Genomic DNA, 17606 nt, shown 5'->3' on the forward strand with positions numbered 1-17606 from the left:
TATAGTATTTTGAAATTAAATAGCACCACGGGTAATATAACATTATTATATCAAAATTTCGAGCAAAATAAAAAAGAAATGAAGCAGAAAGAGATATTCTCTCACTCCATTCCTTTTCTCAATTTCTCTAGTGTTTCTTGGAAAATAGCTGGCGCTTCTGCTGTAAATTCCATGACTTCTGCCGTCTTAGGATGAGTAAATCCAAGCGTTCTGGCATGTAAAAATTGACCGTGCCCTTTTAGCGTTTTACGTGGTCCATATACTTCATCACCTGCCACTGGGTGACCAATATAAGCCATGTGCACACGAATTTGATGTGTACGACCTGTTTCCAGTTGCAACTCCACCAGCGTATAATTGCCAAAACGTTCTAAAACATGGAAACGTGTAACAGCTGGCTTTCCTTTTGCCGTTACAGCTTGTTTTTTTCTATCTTTTTCACTGCGTCCAATCGGTGCTTCAATAACGCCTCTGTCATTCGGCAGATTACCATGCACAATAGCCCAATACTTCCGCAGGGATTTTTTATCTTTTAATTCCTTAGCAAGCTTGATATGCGCATCATCGTTCTTGGCAATCATCAACAATCCTGATGTATCTTTGTCAATCCGATGGACAATTCCAGGGCGCAAAACACCATTGATACCGGACAAATCCTTGATATGGTACATCAGCGCATTGACCAGTGTTCCGCTCGTATGCCCCGCACTTGGATGCACCACCATACCTTGAGCCTTGTTCACCACTGCGACATCTTCATCCTGATAAACAATATCTAGCGGCAGATTTTCTGCAACATACTCCAGCGCTTCTGGTTCGGACAATTCATAAGTAATCACATCACCTGCCTTGACAGCATACTTTGCTTTCTTGACTTGCCCGTTGACTAAGATTTGCCCATTTTTGATTTGTTCATTGGCATGGCTGCGGGATAATGGTGTCAAATCAGCAACCGCCTTGTCCAACCGTACACCGCCAATCTCTACTTTAACTTGCATTGCCCTCTTCCTTTAACATCATCACTATCAGTACAAGCACACCAATCGTCAGATAACTATCCGCAACATTAAAAATTGCAAAATTGATAAAATCAAGCTGAAACATATCCACAACAAAACCTTGGCGCATGCGGTCAATAAAATTTCCAATTCCACCTGCAATAATTAAACTCAAAGCAGACAGCAGCCAGACAGAACCTTTGATGTGCTTGCTCAAATACCAGATAGCAGCGCCAATCACCACTAAAGTAATTACCGCAAACAACCATTGCTGGTTCTCCAGAATTGAAAATGCCGCTCCTGTATTTCGCAAATAAGTCAAACTCAAAATCTTTGGAATGAAAGGCTTCACTCCGCCTAATTGAATGTTTTTGACAATTTCAAACTTGACCCATTGATCCAGCGCAATCAAAGCCACAATCACAATCGGCACGGTCACTTTTCGTTTCATTTTTTACCTCTTTTTGCAAAATATTCTTCCATAACAGCAACAAAAGCTGCACCGACTGGTGAAAGCTCTACTTCTTCGCGTTTAACATAAACCATGCGATTTTCCAAGTTGTCTTGTAATCGAATCACCGTAATGCCGTTTACGCTATTACTATCCAAAAATCCAGATCCTGTTGCATAAGCATCTGTCCGCTCTAAAATACCATTTAAAGTGGCACGATCCATCACATTAAACATCTGCGAACTGGCGCTGGTGTCCACGAAATTCTCTGAATAATAGAGATATTCGTCCTTTTCCTGTGTAAAACGAACCGTCGGCAAATCTGCCAAATCTTCCATAGTAAGCTCCTCTTTCCCAGCTAAGGGGTGATCCGCCCGCAGATAAATGTGTGTCTGAAAAGGAATCAAATCTACCACTTCCAGCCCCAATTTATCCATCCGCTGCATCATTCCCTTGGTATTTTGATTGTTCAGATAGATAATGCCAATCTCGCTGTGTCCTTGTGCAACTTCGTTTAAAATCTGCACCGTTGTAGATTCAAAAATTCGGAAATTCTTACCTTTTGGATAGCGTTTAGCAAATTCTGTTATCAGAGGCGGCAAGAAATCATAATGCTGGCTCGCAATGGAAAATTCTGCTTTTTCTTCCTCTGGATTGGCATACTGATTTTGAAAGACATCAAATCCTTTAACCAATTCTTGAGCTTTTTCGTAAAATTCCATCCCTCGACGTGTCAGAAATGTACCGCTACTCGTTCTGCGAAATACTTTAAAACCCAGTTCTTTTTCTAATTCTCGAACCGCAATGGACAAACTAGGCTGGCTGACATACATTTTCTCAGCGGCTTCACGAAAGGTGCCACTATTGGCAATGGCTACAACATAGCGCAGTTGTTGAATATTCATCCTTTTATCCTCTTTCAAGTGTTTTATCATTATACCATAAATCAAGGCATAACTAAACCTTCATACACCCATGAAATCCAGTCGTCGCTTCTTTCATATCTTCCTAATAAAGCAGATAAAACAAGTTGTTTTTGGCTGCTACAAGTGACATTCAAGTTCTTTCACTCATGTAGTGGCTTATCTCATCAGCTGTCAATTTTCGCACTTCTGTATTGGGATACTCTTTGTATTCATGAACGGTAAAAACAGGTGTCAGCAATGGGCATGTTTTATCCTTATTCTTTTTTAAAAATATTTGTAAATCTTCTTTTGCCGCAAAAATTTTATAAGACAGCCTTCCCTTGCTATTTTCTATTTCATAAATACCGCATGGCTTTTTCATCGTATAATCAGCGGTTCGCAAGTATAGCTTTGAGATTTCTAAGGATTTAAACGGAAAATGCCACCTTTGCAATCCTCTCTTTGGGTCTTTTTCAATGCAGATACACCGCCCACATGTTCCGCAAATATACTGCCTGTGGTGTTGCAAACAATCCAAAGGATTCAGTAAAGGCGTTCTTCTACTTTCCCTAGAATAACATTCTTGACACATGTTTCCCTCCTGTTACTGACCGACATAGACGGCTTCTATCATGGTGAACATCCAAGTTTGACACAAACCATTCACATCATACCTCCCCATTATATCATAAAGAAAGAGCGAGAACTTTGACAAAGAGGTCTATTCAAGATATAATGTAAAAAAATAAACAGAGGACAAGGACATGGCAAATTCAAAGCTTATTACGCGGCTGAAACGCTCTGAAGGACAACTGCGCGGCATTCAAAAAATGATAGGAGAAGAGCGTGACTGTTCGGACATTATCACCCAATTAACCGCTGTGCGCTCTAGTGTCGAGCGGGTCATTGAGTTGATGATTACCGAAAATCTCACCGAATGTCTCGACCACCCTTTAGACGATCCCGAAGCTCAAAAAGAGCGACTAGAAAAAGCCGTCCAATACCTTATCAAACGAAAATAACCTCAGCAGGCGACGAAAACTGCTGAGGTTTGTTTATTTACGGTACACAATATAAGAGATGATTCCAACTATTACTTTTTTAGAAAAATAGAACTGCACAATGGGCAAAAGCAGCTCTTAAAGGAGTGGTCGCCCAGCGGACAAAGTGAACCTGTTTCTAGGCAAGTCGTCAGCCCGGCGGACAGAGCAAACTTGTTTCTAAGCAAACCATCCGCTCGGCGGACGGAGTGAACTTATTTCTAGGCAAGTCGTCAGCCCGACGGACAGAGCAAACTTGTTTCTAGGCAAGCTGTCAGCCCGGCGGACGGAGTGAATTACTTTTAGGACAGATTATCGACCCGGTCGACGAGGTGAACTGCTTTTAGGACAGACTAGCGACCCGGTCGACGGAGTGGACTGCTTTTGGGACAGACTAGCGACCCAGTCGACGGAATGAACTGCTTTTGGGGGCAGGTTGCCAACCATTGAAAGAAAAGTCCTCCTCAATATGGTATAATAAGAGTAATAAAACAAATCAAAGGAGGCAAGTAAAATGGACTTATACGCAAAAGTAGAAGAAACCTTAAACAAGTTAAACATTCCATTTGAAATCGTGGAACACGAACCGGCACTTACGACCGAGCAGGCAGACAGCTTTATCGAAGGCATTGAAGGCGTCCGCACCAAAACGATGTTTCTCACTAACAAGAAGAAAACCGCCTACTACTTGCTCATTATGGACGACAAAAAACGCTTGGACATGGACTTGTTTAAAGAACTGGTAAAAGCCAATAGAATCCGCATGGCATCCGCTGACAGTCTGTTTGAAAAAATGATGTTGCCAGCAGGTGTTGTTTCTCCATTTGGATTGTTAAACAATGCCGACAAAGACATTCAAGTTTATTTTGACAAAGAAATCATGTCGGAAAAACGAATGAGTTTTCACCCCAATACCAATGAAAAAACACTCTTTTTAGACACAACGGACTTACTCAAATTCCTAGAAGCTATTGGTTATGATCCACATATTATTGAGTTATAGGTTGGACAAAAACTCAATTTCTAGTCAAAATGAAGCAATGAACAAGAAAAAGCTTAAAATCAACGTTTTTGATAACTTGATTTTAAGCTTTTTACTATTTTTGAAAGGTTTTTATTCAGTTTATTTTCTCTTTCCTTATTCCACCTCGCCATGCCAGAAATTCATGCCCCCAGCTACATTGGTTACATCAAATCCTTGCGCACTTAAAAACTGACACGCAGCCGCAGAACGTGCACCAGATTAACAGATGACATAGTATTTCTCCTGCTGGCTCAGTTGTTTGTAGCCCGTCTCAAAAGTGCTTAATGGCAGATTTTGTGCTGTCGGAACGTGCCCTGACACGAACTCATAAACCTCTCGCACATCAATAATGGACAGCTTTTCTGCTTGGTATTTCTTATAAAATTCAGACATAGTGATATTAATTTCCATATTCTACTCCCTCTGGTTTCACCATTTTATACAAGGCAAAAGCGCCGTCTAGGTTCTTAACAGAAAATCCTGCTTGTTTAAGAATGCGCTCGGCAATATAGCTGCGAAGTCCACTATGACAGCTCACGATGTAGTCCTGCGACTTGTCTAGCTCTCCTAAACGCTCACGCAATTCATTTAAAGGAATGTGAACCGTATCCACTTTCAAACGACCTTGTTGAAGCTCACTGGCCGTCCGCACATCTAGGAACTTCTTACCAGCAGCTAGTTCATCTTCCAATTCATACCACTGGATATTGTCGCTCAAACCTTCTACTAAGTTTAAGGCTGCATATCCCAGCATATTGACCGGATCTTTAGCAGAGCCAAACGGTGGCGCATAGGTAATTCCAACTCTGGCAAGTCAAAAATGGTTAGATTACCTTTGATAGCCGTTGCCAAAATATCAATCCGCTTATCAACGCCTTTTTTCCCAACACCTTGTGCACCATAAATTTTGCCACTTGTTGGCTCAAAGAGGAGTTTCAAGGTCACATCAGTCGCACCCGGATAGTAGCCAGCATGATCCTTACCACTGACATGAATAACTTGATAAGGCAGGCCATTCATACGAAGAATGCGCTCGCTCAACCCTGTCGAAGCAGCCGTCATGTCAAATGCCCGAACGATAGCTGTACCAATGCTACCTTTATTCTTGCAAGCTACCCCAGCAATCACGTCCGCCACTTGGCGACCTTGACGATTGGCAAGCGAAGCCAATGAAATCAGCGCGTCTTCTCCTGTAATCTCTTGCTTAACCACAATCGCATCACCGACTGCATAAATATCAGGTTGATTGGTTTCGTAACGCTCATTGACTAAGATACCGCCACGCAGTCCCAGTTCAATACCTGCTGCCTGTGCCAAAGCATTCTCCGGTTGCACCCCGACAGATAAAATGGTCACATCAGAAACAATTTTTTGCCCATTCTCCAGTACAATGACCTTTCCCTTGTCCTCAAACCGCGTAGCAGACTGAGAAGTAATTACTTGAATACCGTTTTTCAACAATTCAGCTTGAACAAAAGCAGCCATTTCTTCATCAAGCGGTGGCAAAACATGCGGTGCTTTTTCAACAATCGTCACCTTCAAACCGCGCCTCCGAAGATTTTCTGCCATTTCAAGACCAATGAATCCGGCCCCAATCACCACAGCTTCTTTTGGCTGTTTCTCCAAAGCTAACATAATCTCATCTAGGTCAGGAACATTGCGCAAAGTATAGGTGTTTTCGGCTGTTTCCAAACCGTCAATCGGAGGCACAAAAGGCTTTGCTCCCGGAGACAAAATCAGCCTGTCGTAACTCTCTGTAAACTCTTTTCCATCATGCCGAACCGTCACTGTATGTTGATCTGGTGAGATAGCCGTCACTTCATGAAAAGGACGAACATCTAGATGAAAGCGTGCCTTTAAACTCTCAGGCGTTTGCACTAACAAATCTTCCCGATTAGCAATTTCTCCAGAAACATAGTAAGGCAGACCACAGTTCGCAAAGGAAACGAATGGTCCCTTTTCAAAAATAATAATCTCAGCGTCTTCTTTTAGCCGTCTTAAACGCGTCGCTGCAGACATTCCACCTGCAACTCCACCAACAATGATAATTTTCATTCAACTTCCTCCTTTATCACTTTTAAACAACTTTTCCGGTCCAAGCACTCATACCGCCTTGAACATTGACAACATCGTAGCCTTTTTTCTTTAGCTTTTTGGCTGCCATTTTGCTCCGCACATCGGAATGGCAAATGACATACAGTGTTTCATTTGTTGCTAGCGTGTATCTTGCGATTTCATTGAGTGGGACATTCTTTGCGCCTTTGATATGACCACGCCGATATTCAGACGGTGTTCGTACATCTAGCAGTTGAATCTTCTCTTTTAATTTTTGTTCCAATTCACTTGTAGAAATACTATCTATTTTCGTAAATAAGTGAAACATAAGCACCTCCGTTTATACCCTTGCGGGGTATATTAAACCATGAAGCTTTTTCTTTTGTCAAGAATCTTGTTTCAATATTTTTATAAAAAAAGAAGCCCCACAAATCAACCACATTAGGTTGCTTGTGAAGCTTATCCTTTCTATCGAATGATTCAACCTTTAGATCACTTTTATATGTTTACAAAAGGTTCATCAATCCTCTTTTTTACAACGACCAACTAAACCCAAAGCTGATAAAAGTAAACCGATACCTGTCAGCATTGTAAAAGTTGAACCATCTTGTACATCACCTGTGCTTGGCAAAAACTTTTCTTTCGCTGGAGCTAGTTTGGTCGGAGGTGTTTGTACAACCGTCAAAGTTGGAGGTGCTGGTTTGTCCGAGACTGACGGAACTACTGGAGGTGTTGGCTTGTCTGGAGTCACTGGATTCGCAGTGTAATGCACATCTTTGACAATGTTTTCTTGAGTAACGGCTTCTGATGGAACCGTCTCAATGTCAACACTGTAGCCCGGAATCACTGGTGATGGCACAGCATCATAGTTGGCTTTATCGCTTGTCCAAGCTGTGGCAGAAACTTCTGTGCCTGTGATTTTATCTTTGGTTACTGTACGAGTCCAAGTCGCTGTTTGCACCTTGTCTTCTGGTGTCTGGTCACCGGCACCGTGGTAACGAACAGTCAAGTTTACATCCTTGCTTTCTTGGATATCAGTGATACCATGCTTCAAGTGAACAACTACATTTTGATCGTGGCTACTGTCAAGGTCAAACTTAGCTGGAAGCTGGTCTTTCGAAACCAATTCATAACCTTGAGCTAGATAAGCATTCACCATTAAATCATATTTTTCTCGGGCACTAGCTGAAAGAGGAGTATCAGAGCCTCCGCTGGTAAGTACTTCCTTATCTTTCAGCGTTTTTTGAGCAGTGTCGTCAATGATGGTATAGGTTACTTTTTGCTTATCTGCTTTATAGGTAACCGTTTCTTCAATATCTGCGCTATCTCCCGTAATCTGTTCAACGGCTGCTACAGTTGCCTTATCTGGTGTATAACCATCAACCTTTGGAGAAACTACCTCTGGGAAGGTTCTGGTAGACGGGATCCAAGAATACTTACGGACAATCTTATTAGTCACCAGATCCTTTTTGATAAGCCGGACAAAGTCCAGAATCTGAACCGTCGTATCCGCTGCCTCTGTGTTATCTTCGTAAACATACTTGATGGTCTCATAGACAGTCCTTCTGTCTTCAACTAAATCCATCTTATGACGTAGATGAACTTCAAAGGTTTGAAGATTTTCATTATAGGTTACACCAGTTGCTGGATAACCATCTGAAACGAGTTCATAATTTCGATCAGTATACGTCTTAATGGTTTCAGCTGTTCGATAAGGATCAGTCCGCCCATAACGTCCATTCAGATTCTTCGTTTCAAGCGTTTCTCCTGTTGTGTCATCGATATAAGTTACCTTTGCACTAGCTGGATTAGCTTTGTAAACAACTGTCTTTTCGATATTGTAACTGTTAGCCGTAATATTGTCAACTGCTGGAACCTCCGCCAAATCTGGAGTGTAACCTTTGATTGTTGGTGATGTTACGGCCACAAAACTTGTTCCATTTTCCGCTGTCCAATCACCAGTTGTAACATTTGTAACAAGGTCAGTTGTTGCTGTTCTAGTGAAATCTAATGTAGCAACATAGGTTGGTTTTGCTTCTGTACCATTTTCATAGACATATCTGATAGTCTCTTTGACAGTTCTCTTTTGAGTTTCAGTTTTTGTCTTATGTTTTAAATGAACCTCAAATGTTTGAAGTTTATCATTATATTTTACACCTGTTGGTGGATACTCATCTTTAACCAGTTCATAATTTTGATCTGTATACTTTTTAATAGTTTCGGTTGTTCTATATGAATCAGTAGTGTTGTAGTCGCCAGTCAATTCTTTTGTTTCAAGAACTTTATTTCCATCAGTATCATCAATATACGTTACTTTTGCATTAGATTTATTTACAGCGTATACATAGTAAAAATCTTGATCGTTATTTTCAAAAGCTATGGACTGACTAGTAGTAAGCTGTTTTCCTGATATTGAAGTAATAGGATTCTGTGTCGTTACAAGAGTATATCCTGCAATCGTTTTCGGAGTAGCCTTATAATCTGGTGATTTAGGAACACTCCCCCCTGCTGGGAAACCAAATTGATAATCTTGTGTTTCTATTTCTTTACCTGTAGTATCTACATAGTGTATTGTAATCTTTTTTTGACCTTCTGCACGTGCATTTGATGGAGTTGTTGCGGCAGAAATCGTTTCTTCTTTAAGCTTAGTTACATTACCATTGTCATCAACGTTATAACTATAACTTCTTGACTCATTCGTTATAGTATTCTTAATTGAGGAATCTGCAAAAGTAATTCGTGTTGAATGTCCAGTTCCTTGAATGACACTAGCATCCTTTAAAATAGCACTAACTTTTTTATTGACTTCTTCTGTTCTGTTGATTTCCTGATACTTATCTCCCATTTGAGCATAATCATCAGTTGGCCAAATTTCATGATAGGTAGTTGCACCCTCACCTATCATTTTCCCTAAATTGATGGCAACTGTATAAGTTCCATCTCCATTATCAATAACAACTGAAGAATTTTTGCCTGCTTGCTTTAATGCTTTAAGAAGAGTATCATTTGTTGAATTTGCAGGTAGATCTATTAACTTATTATCTGGATCTGACTTTATACTAATAGAGCTAGGAGTATCTCCTTTAACAAGATACTTCCCATCTTCGCTAATAGCTAAGGTAGAAGTATATCTTTTCGGATCAGGTTTGATACTAATAATTTTCGATCCATTATCTGGTTTTATACGGTAAATAGAAATGATATCTCCTTGAGGAATCCCTGTTTGTCCAGGATTTTTGCCATCGCTAGATAATAGATTATTATAATAGTTAGCATCACCAGTTGAAGTACCTAATTTTATTGAATCAGCTTTATCACTACTAGCGCTATTATAAACTGCAAAAGGAGCCTGTGCTTTTTCAAACGTCCTAGGCTGAGGTTTAAACGTAAATGTATTCCCATTTATTTCTAAAACAATATTTTCATAACTTGATTTTGCTGTAAATTTTCCAATAGTTGCTGCTTTTTGAGTAATTTCAACAATTTTTTGTCCTTCAAATTGATTATTTAAAGTAATCACATAAGCAAGATTATTTGGATCAGAATGTTCAAATTTAATTGTTCCAACACCGTTTATTGGTTCCTCTGTTCCTGAACCAAGATTAGAGTAGTACGCTCTATAAGCATTGTTTACCAATTTAACTGGAATGCGAATCTTTGTACCAGCCTTTAGAGTCCCATCTTGAGTCAGAGTAAATTTCATATAAATTTGCTCAAATGCTATTTCTTGATTGGATAAAGTTTTTTCATCCCCAGAACTCATAGTTGTTCCATCTTTTGTTGTAACAGTCACTTTGAAATCTGAAATCTGAGAAAGAGCTTCTGTCACACTTCTGCGACTGCGAGCTGCTCTTGTTTGAGGTGCTGTATTCGTTTCTTCTGTCTTCGGAGTTGTTTCTGATTGAGACGGAGTTGGAGATGGTTTAGAAGATTCTTCTTCCGTTGATGAGCTATTGCTGCTTGATGGAGATGAATCTTCTGATAACGTGCTTTCTGTACTTGAGCTTTGAAGTCCTGAAACAGATTGAGCCGCATCCATTATTTCATTTTCTGATACTGAAGAACTACTGACTGAAGAAGCATCTTCTGATATTGGAGTTGGAACAACAGCTTTTTCAGTTTCCGTTTTCTCTGATGAATCTGAAACACTAGTAACTTGACTGTTCATACTACTCTGCTCATCAGCTTGAACCGTCTGACTTCCTCCCACAATTCCATACATTGCTAAAGTGGCTATCGCAACGGAAACAAGACCCACGCTTTTCTTCCGTAAAGAAAATTTATCACGTTTTCCATTATAAAGTTTAAAACTTTTAACTTAGTATATTCCTTCCATAGTAAAATATCTATATAATTTTTATCTGATGGGTAAAGTTGAGAATAAAAAACCATTACCCATTCCTAAAAATTGAATAAACCTACAATATATATTATACTTTGATAACTGTAATTATTCAACTAATATGATACTAAAATACATAAAAAACACATGTGAAATGTACTTAAAATAAAGATAGCTGCAAAATTGTTTACAGCTATCTTATAATGAGATGAAGATTGTTCGTTTTATCTACATTTCTTTTGTTGTTTTCAAATTATCATTTCCAAAAGAAAGACCCGTACCATGAGGTAGGGACTTTCAATTCTTATTTCGCAATTGGGTAAACAGAAACTTGTTTTTTATCGCGACCTTTGCGTTCAAAGCGTACAACGCCTTCAACTTTTGCAAACAAAGTGTCATCTCCACCGCGTCCAACGTTGACACCTGGATAGATGTGAGTACCGCGTTGACGGTAAAGAATAGATCCACCAGTTACAGTTTGTCCGTCAGCTGCTTTAGCTCCAAGACGTTTTGCTTGTGAATCACGTCCGTTAGATGTAGAACCTCCACCTTTTTTATGAGCGAAAAGTTGCAGGTTCGCAAGATTCATTTTCAACATAATGTTTTTCCTCCGTGTTAGTTTTCTGTGATAACTCTTGTCTGGACGAACTCAGCTGAGTCCTCCGATAAGTTTGCCATACCCAAGAAGAATGATTCAAAGAAAAGTTGAGTCATTTCTCTTTGGTGAGATGGAATATCTGTAGGAATCTCTACCCGTAAGAATCCACCTTCTTCTTCGTTTAATTCTAAGATTGGTTCATAGCCTGCGAATTTTTCAATCGAATTGATGAAATTTATGGCAAGCGTAGAAACCGACGCACACACGACATCAAAGCCGTATTCGCCACTTTCGGCGTGTCCAGTAATTTCTGCACTCCTCAGCTCACCATCCTCGGCTCGTTCAAAGACTGCTTGTATCATGTGCTCTCCTTAAAAATTAAGCGTTGATTGCATTGATGACAACCTTAGTATATGGTTGACGGTGACCTTGTTTACGATGGCTACCTTTTTTAGGTTTGTACTTGTAAGTAACAACTTTCTTTTGTTTTCCTTGTTTTTCAACAGTTCCAACAACAGTAGCTCCAGAAACAAGCGGAGTTCCGACAATAGTGTTTTCACCACCAACAAGAACAACTTCGTCAAATGTTACATCTTGACCAGCTTCAACGTCTAATTTTTCAACGTAAATTGCTTGACCAACTTCAACTTTAACTTGTTTGCCGCCAGTTTTAATGATTGCGTATGTGCTCATTATGCACCTCCTATGAATTTTACGGGTTTCCCCTAATTTTGTGAAGACTCGCCTAGCATCGTGGGACGAACCACTTATGACGATGTTCGAGCGGTTGCACAGGCTGTGCATAGTCAACTCTCTAAGTATAGCATTTCTAGAATTATTTGACAAGTATTTTTTATCAAAAGACTAACTCAGTAGCTTTTAGTAATTTTTAATAATTTCCCAGAATAACTTCCAATCTCAAAATCCGTTCTTATTACAACAATCCCTCAATCATTTCATCCACCTCGTCTGTTTCTGCTTCTGGTGTAATTTCAGTAATGATGATACCAGCAACAGCACGTTCCACTAAAGCATCTACATCCATACGTGCTTCGTATTGCTCTGCATTTTTTATCTTTGGATTGGTTTTCGGACGATCTGGGGCAAAAATGGTACAGCAATCTTCAAAGGGCTGAATTGAGATATTAAAGGTATCAATCTTTTCAGCAATGTCAATGATTTCCAGCTTATCCATGGTCACAACTGGGCGAATAATGGGAGTGTTGGTGACAGCATTAATCGCTTGCATACTCTCTAGCGTTTGGCTAGCAACTTGACCAAGACTTTCTCCGTTGATGATAACGAGCCCACCACGTTCTTCACGAATGCGATCTGTAATGCGCATCATAAAGCGTCGAGTTAGGGTCATCAGATAAGCTTCTGGTGCTTTTGCTTTAATTTCTTCTTGAATTTCCGTGAATGGCACTTCAATAAATTGAATACTGCCACCAAATTTGGTTAATTTGCGCGTCAAATCTTGCGCCTTTTTGAGAGCACCGGGACTTGTATAAGGGGGGCTAGCAAAATGCACCGCTTCAATATCCACCCCGCGTTTTAGAGCTAGATAGCCTGCAACGGGTGAATCAATCCCACCCGACAACATCAGCATGCCTTTTCCAGATGTTCCGACAGGAAGACCACCTGCTCCACGAATCGTTTCATAGGACAGATAGGCTGCTTCTTCGCGGATTTCTACTTGCAGTGTAATATCTGGCGCTTTCATCTTGACTTGAACATGTGGAATCGCATCAAAGACCGCATTCCCCAAGGCCTGGTTCAATTCACGACTATCCAATTCAAAATTGTGGTCACTGCGTTTGCTGGCAATCTTGAAAGTCATCCCCTCTTTATAAATTTCTTTCATAATTGTCTGCACCGCTTCAACCAAAGAAGGAACTGATTTTTCAATCTTATAAGACGGAGAGAAATTTTGAATCCCAAAAATTTGTTTAAGCGATTCTGCAACAGGTTGATAGTCCGTTCCGTGAAGATAGACATGTGCACGATCTCGGTCTGCTTTCACATGCACATCTGGGTAAACAGAGAGGACTGCTTGCATATTGCGTTTCAATTTGTTAATAAAACGCATGCGATTTTTTCCTTTGGTTGAAAGCTCGCCGTAACGAACCATAATTTCTGAATATTGCATTGTTTACCTTACTTTTCTAGTTTTTTCATAAATGAGTTTAAACGTTGTCAGGAATTGCTCAATCTGACTCATGTCATTATCGGCATCCAGACTAATTCGCACAGCCGTTTGAGCTAGGGATTTTTCAACACCCATAGCTATTAATGTTCCAGCTGGTTTGCCAGCTTTAGAGGAACAAGCACTCGTAGTAGATATATAAATGTCATACTCTTCAAAAGCATGAACCACTACTTCACCTCGTACGCCTTTAATTCCAAAAGTCAGGATATGGGGCGCAAACTCATCTATTCCTGAAAAAATCGTCACATCAGGGTATTTCGCTAGCTCTTCTAGGATAATCTCTTTCATTTTTGCGGTTCGTGTGGTGAAAGTTTCCAAATTTTCCATAGATATGCGCAAGGCTTTTGCAGTTGCTGCAATACCCGCCAAATTTTCAGTCGTAGAACGCTTGTCTGATTCTTGACCGCCACCATTCAACAGCGGACTGATTTTCTTACCAGACTTGATATAGACAAAACCAACACCCCGTAAGCCATGAAATTTATGACTGGAAAATGTTGCAAAGTCTACGCGATCAGTTAAATAATTTTCCGTTGGAATCTTGGCCATGGCTTGAACCGCATCCACATGAAAAGAAATAGTTGGCTTGTCCGCTAAAAGTTCTGAAATAGCTGCAATTGGTTGAACAGAGCCGATTTCATTGTTGACCGCCATAACTGAAATTAAAGTCGTATCCGATCGGATAAGGGTAGCTAATTTTTCAACATCTACAAAACCTTTTTTATCAACAGGCGCAAAGTCCACTTCAAAGCCTTGCTGCATCAGCCAGAGAGCGGATTCTTTCACTGCTGGATGCTCAATAGCAGACACAATGATATGCTTGCCATAACGCGCTTTTTCAAAAGCCACACCCTTGATAACCCAATTATCGCCTTCCGTCCCGCCAGACGTAAAGAAAATCTCTTGAGAGGATTTACCGAGAAGCTCCGCAATTTGCCTGCGAGATGCATCTAACAAGCGGGTCGCCTGATTGCCCAAACTGTGGAGACTAGAAGGATTTCCCCAAATTTTAGAAGCAACTTCTGTATAGCTAGCCAAAGCCTCTGGGTAAGGCTTGGTTGTTGCTGAATTGTCAAAATAAATCATCTTAAACCTCTCCATTTCAATACTCCTATTGTAACACGAAAAAGAAATGGGGACAACAGCAAAACTTGAAATGAAAAGGCCCTCCAAGTTTTGGCTTGGAGAGCCGTAAAGGTTAATCATAAAATTCATGCAAGAGAGCAGATAGTTCCTGTTGTTGTTCGATGAGGCTTTGCCCGATTGTCGTTGATTTTATCAAAGTTCGCTCACGGACATGCTCAATCACTTTCTTCAAGGATGAGAGATCCACAGCCTTCTCAATCATTTTTTGCACATTTTGAAAAGGTTGGTGTGTGACAATTTGAAAACCATATGAATTATTGAGCAAGGAATAACCAGCAATACCCGTTTTCTTTTGATAGGCTTCACACAACCCACCGTCAATGACAAATAGCATGCCTTCTCCTCGGATTGGAGATTCGCCTTTCAATGTTTTTACAGGTGTATGCCCATTTACAATCCTAGAATCTTCAGAAAAGAGACCGAATTCTTCCAAAATCAACTTGCAAATCTTAGCAGAATTCCGATAGGAGAAATAGGGATTTTCCTTTTCAACGTGCGTTTCCTTATCCTCAATAAAATAACGTTCTAGGGTGGTCATCTTGTCCTTGCCAAACAAGGGAGATAGTTTTCCATTCCAACAGTACCAGATAAGATCCGTTGAGAAATCGTTCTGAATTTCTGGATTTTTAGAACTTTCCCGAATATGGTATTCAAAAAAGTCGAGCAATTCTTTACCAGCATAGCGGATTTCATTGATCTGTAAGGGTTGAAATTCTCCTGACGCTTCTAGAGGAATACAGCCATGAAATAGGAGATGATTATTATAAATCTTATACATGGAGCCCTTCTTCATCAGAAAAGAGATGTGGTTCTTGAGCTGAAGAGAATGTTGGAAAGAATCCAGCAAGCTAGCAACCACTTCTTCTTCCTCGGCTATCAGCTGATCTGGATGTTGAGGATTGATTGTTTGAAAGCAAGTATTAGCTAAAAAATACTTCTTTTCTCCAACTAGAATACTTTCTTCCCAATAATCAATCTTATCAAGAGTAAGATGTTGAGCCATATCAAACTCCTGTCGCCTTTTAATCAGTTGATTTTCCAATTTAAACTGAATGATTGCTAGTGCTTGGTGAACCTTTTCCAGCTGGAGGATTTCTTTAGGAGAATAGCTATCGCTTCTTTTTCCTAATTTTGGTTTGAACTTTGCATTTTCCGAATAAGTCTTTTCAGCAAAGAGGACGAGTGGTCTTAGATTAAGACCATAAGCTCGCTCAATATCGTAAAGATACCCGTACCTAGCAGCTATTCGTAAGAGAATGAGTAGACATTCTTTTGAGCCGAAGAAAGCCCCCATCCAGATAATGTCGTGGTTACCCCACTGAATATCAACAGAATGATAAGCTATGATTTCATTCATTACTTTATCTGCGGCTGCCCCACGGTCAAAAATATCACCAACTATGTGAAGATGATCAATGATTAACTGCCGAATGACCTTTGCTAATGCCGAAATAAACTGACTTGCCTCGCCTAGATCAATCAAATAGTTCTGAATCGTTTCAAAATAAATATTGCTATCCGGCAGATTGCGATCTGTATAGAGCAATTCTTCAATCACATAAGCATATTGTGGTGGCAACGCCTTTCTCACTTTGGAACGAGTGTATTTTGCTGCCACAAAAGTTAGCAAAGTCAACAAGTTTTGAATAATTTCTCCATACCAACTCTTGTCTTTCAAAGGATAAAGAAAACCATCACTCAAAACTTCCTGAGGGTAAGCAATTAACAAGGTCAGCTTGTCTTTTTCCGATTTTGATAAATCCTCTCTAAAGCAGTCATTGATTTTTTCATTCAGATTCCCCGCACAGGTTCTTAAGATGTAGTCAAAAGCCTCAAACTCACCGTGAATATCGCTAAGATACAATTCTGTCCCTTTTGGCAAATTTAAAATAGCTTCCAGATTGATTAACTCTGTAATGACTTTTTGCTTGGAATCAAACTCTTTTAATAAAATTCGTTTGTATTGTTCCATTCGTTCACCTCGTTTAAATACAGCACCTTAGGACTTTAATTCTTATTTTGAAGCCAGAGATTTTAAATGTTCTTCAATGATGCAAGCCGTTTCTTCAATAGATTTATCTGTCATATTGATAACATGTGCTTGATATTTTTGAAATACTTTTTTAGAATAATCCAATTCTTCATAAATTTTTTCTACATCTGTATAGCTTGTAGCTTGTGTCAAACCGAGCGCATCCAAACGGTTACTTCTTACTTTGACCAATTTATCCGGTTCACAAACCAGCCCAATCATTCTTCTTCTATCTACTTTATCCAAGATTTGCGGTAGCGGAACCTCTGGAATCAAGGGAAGATTGGACACTTTGTAACCTTTATTGGCTAAATAGATACTGAGCGGAGTCTTGGAAGTTCGAGAAACTCCTAGAATCACAAGATCTGACTCCAAAAATCCTTGCGGGTTCTTGCCATCATCATATTTAACAGCAAATTCAATAGCTGAAATTTTATTGAAATATTCCGTGTCCAAACGGTGCAGAACTCCCGGAACTTCAATCGGTTGCGTGCCTGTTTTTTCTTTGATGATTTCAAAAAATGGATTCATCAAATCCAGATAAGACAAATGATTGACTCTGCTAAATTCCCTCGCAGTTGCTGCCAAATGACTGTCTACTAAGGTACTAATCACAACTGCGTCATCTTTGATAGCGTCCTGCAAAATATCCAACAATTCAGACTCCTTATTTATAAAAGGGAAACGATAGCTATTATTAAAAATCAAATCTGGGTATTGAGCCATAACGGCTGACAGTAATTTTTGGGATGTTCCTCCCAAAGAATCAGAAATAGCGTAAATGGTAATCTCTTGTTTCATGAAAA

15 protein-coding genes, 2 pseudogenes and 1 other annotated feature are annotated in these 17606 nt (G+C 39.8%); of the genes and pseudogenes, 2 read left to right on the plus strand and 15 right to left on the minus strand.

The window, feature by feature from the left end; genetic code table 11:
- Positions 1–101: 101 nt before the first annotated feature.
- The 4 genes from HMPREF2876_RS02860 to HMPREF2876_RS02875 all read right to left on the minus strand — a co-directional run bounded on the left by HMPREF2876_RS02860 (position 102) and on the right by HMPREF2876_RS02875 (position 2946).
- Positions 102–998 (minus strand): RluA family pseudouridine synthase, encoded by an 897-nt coding sequence (locus HMPREF2876_RS02860; protein WP_024051780.1) that lies wholly within the window; start codon positions 996–998, stop codon positions 102–104.
- Entirely contained in the window at positions 988–1449 is a 462-nt protein-coding gene (gene lspA, locus HMPREF2876_RS02865) for a signal peptidase II (RefSeq protein ID WP_024051781.1), read from the minus strand. The genes HMPREF2876_RS02860 and lspA overlap by 11 nt, the downstream gene beginning before the upstream one ends.
- Positions 1446–2354, minus strand: a complete 909-nt coding sequence (locus HMPREF2876_RS02870) for a LysR family transcriptional regulator (RefSeq protein ID WP_024051782.1) — start codon at positions 2352–2354, stop codon at positions 1446–1448. Before HMPREF2876_RS02870 ends, lspA begins: the two co-directional genes overlap by 4 nt.
- Positions 2355–2505: 151 nt before the next feature.
- The gene (locus HMPREF2876_RS02875; protein WP_024051783.1) at positions 2506–2946 is read right to left on the minus strand and encodes a hypothetical protein; all 441 of its coding nucleotides are present in this window, start codon (positions 2944–2946) and stop codon (positions 2506–2508) included.
- Positions 2947–3118: 172 nt separating this feature from the next.
- Here HMPREF2876_RS02875 and HMPREF2876_RS02880 point away from each other — a divergent pair, with 172 nt between their 5' ends.
- Together HMPREF2876_RS02880 and HMPREF2876_RS02885 are read left to right on the plus strand one after the other, a co-directional pair.
- Positions 3119–3376, plus strand: a complete 258-nt coding sequence (locus tag HMPREF2876_RS02880; RefSeq protein ID WP_024051784.1) for a metal-sensitive transcriptional regulator — start codon at positions 3119–3121, stop codon at positions 3374–3376.
- 532 nt (positions 3377–3908) lie between these two features.
- Entirely contained in the window at positions 3909–4397 is a 489-nt protein-coding gene (locus HMPREF2876_RS02885) for a prolyl-tRNA synthetase associated domain-containing protein (RefSeq protein ID WP_024051785.1), read from the plus strand.
- 135 nt (positions 4398–4532) lie between these two features.
- Here HMPREF2876_RS02885 and HMPREF2876_RS02890 read toward each other — a convergent pair.
- From HMPREF2876_RS02890 to HMPREF2876_RS02940, 11 genes and pseudogenes are all read right to left on the minus strand, one after another.
- Positions 4533–4829, minus strand: a pseudogene (locus HMPREF2876_RS02890) (rhodanese-like domain-containing protein).
- A pseudogene (locus HMPREF2876_RS02895) lies at positions 4819–6473 on the minus strand (FAD-dependent oxidoreductase). Before HMPREF2876_RS02895 ends, HMPREF2876_RS02890 begins: the two co-directional pseudogenes overlap by 11 nt.
- A 22-nt stretch (positions 6474–6495) precedes the next feature.
- Complete coding sequence (locus HMPREF2876_RS02900; protein ID WP_070584143.1) at positions 6496–6801, minus strand: rhodanese-like domain-containing protein; 306 nt, start codon at positions 6799–6801, stop codon at positions 6496–6498.
- Between the two features lie 192 nt (positions 6802–6993).
- The gene (locus tag HMPREF2876_RS11050; RefSeq protein ID WP_083306991.1) at positions 6994–10731 is read right to left on the minus strand and encodes a mucin-binding protein; all 3738 of its coding nucleotides are present in this window, start codon (positions 10729–10731) and stop codon (positions 6994–6996) included.
- Between the two features lie 388 nt (positions 10732–11119).
- Positions 11120–11413, minus strand: a complete 294-nt coding sequence (gene rpmA, locus HMPREF2876_RS02910) for a 50S ribosomal protein L27 (protein WP_003032879.1) — start codon at positions 11411–11413, stop codon at positions 11120–11122.
- A 17-nt stretch (positions 11414–11430) separates the two neighbouring features.
- Positions 11431–11775, minus strand: coding sequence for a ribosomal-processing cysteine protease Prp (locus tag HMPREF2876_RS02915; RefSeq protein WP_003032850.1), 345 nt, complete (start codon positions 11773–11775; stop codon positions 11431–11433).
- Between the two features lie 16 nt (positions 11776–11791).
- A complete protein-coding gene (rplU, locus tag HMPREF2876_RS02920) occupies positions 11792–12106 on the minus strand; it encodes a 50S ribosomal protein L21 (RefSeq protein WP_024051792.1) in 315 nt (104 codons plus the stop codon).
- A 34-nt stretch (positions 12107–12140) separates the two neighbouring features.
- Positions 12141–12212 (minus strand) — a sequence feature (ribosomal protein L21 leader region).
- Between the two features lie 135 nt (positions 12213–12347).
- The gene (gene thiI, locus HMPREF2876_RS02925) at positions 12348–13562 is read right to left on the minus strand and encodes a tRNA uracil 4-sulfurtransferase ThiI (RefSeq protein ID WP_024051793.1); all 1215 of its coding nucleotides are present in this window, start codon (positions 13560–13562) and stop codon (positions 12348–12350) included.
- Between the two features lie 3 nt (positions 13563–13565).
- Complete coding sequence (locus HMPREF2876_RS02930) at positions 13566–14708, minus strand: cysteine desulfurase family protein (protein WP_042753980.1); 1143 nt, start codon at positions 14706–14708, stop codon at positions 13566–13568.
- Between the two features lie 112 nt (positions 14709–14820).
- The gene (locus HMPREF2876_RS02935; protein WP_024051795.1) at positions 14821–16740 is read right to left on the minus strand and encodes a fructose-bisphosphatase class III; all 1920 of its coding nucleotides are present in this window, start codon (positions 16738–16740) and stop codon (positions 14821–14823) included.
- A gap of 42 nt (positions 16741–16782) precedes the next feature.
- Entirely contained in the window at positions 16783–17601 is an 819-nt protein-coding gene (locus tag HMPREF2876_RS02940) for a pyruvate, water dikinase regulatory protein (protein ID WP_003032860.1), read from the minus strand.
- Between the last annotated feature and the right edge of the window lie 5 nt (positions 17602–17606).

Source organism: Streptococcus sp. HMSC073A12 (assembly GCF_001812815.1).
Lineage (GTDB): Bacteria > Bacillota > Bacilli > Lactobacillales > Streptococcaceae > Streptococcus > Streptococcus vaginalis.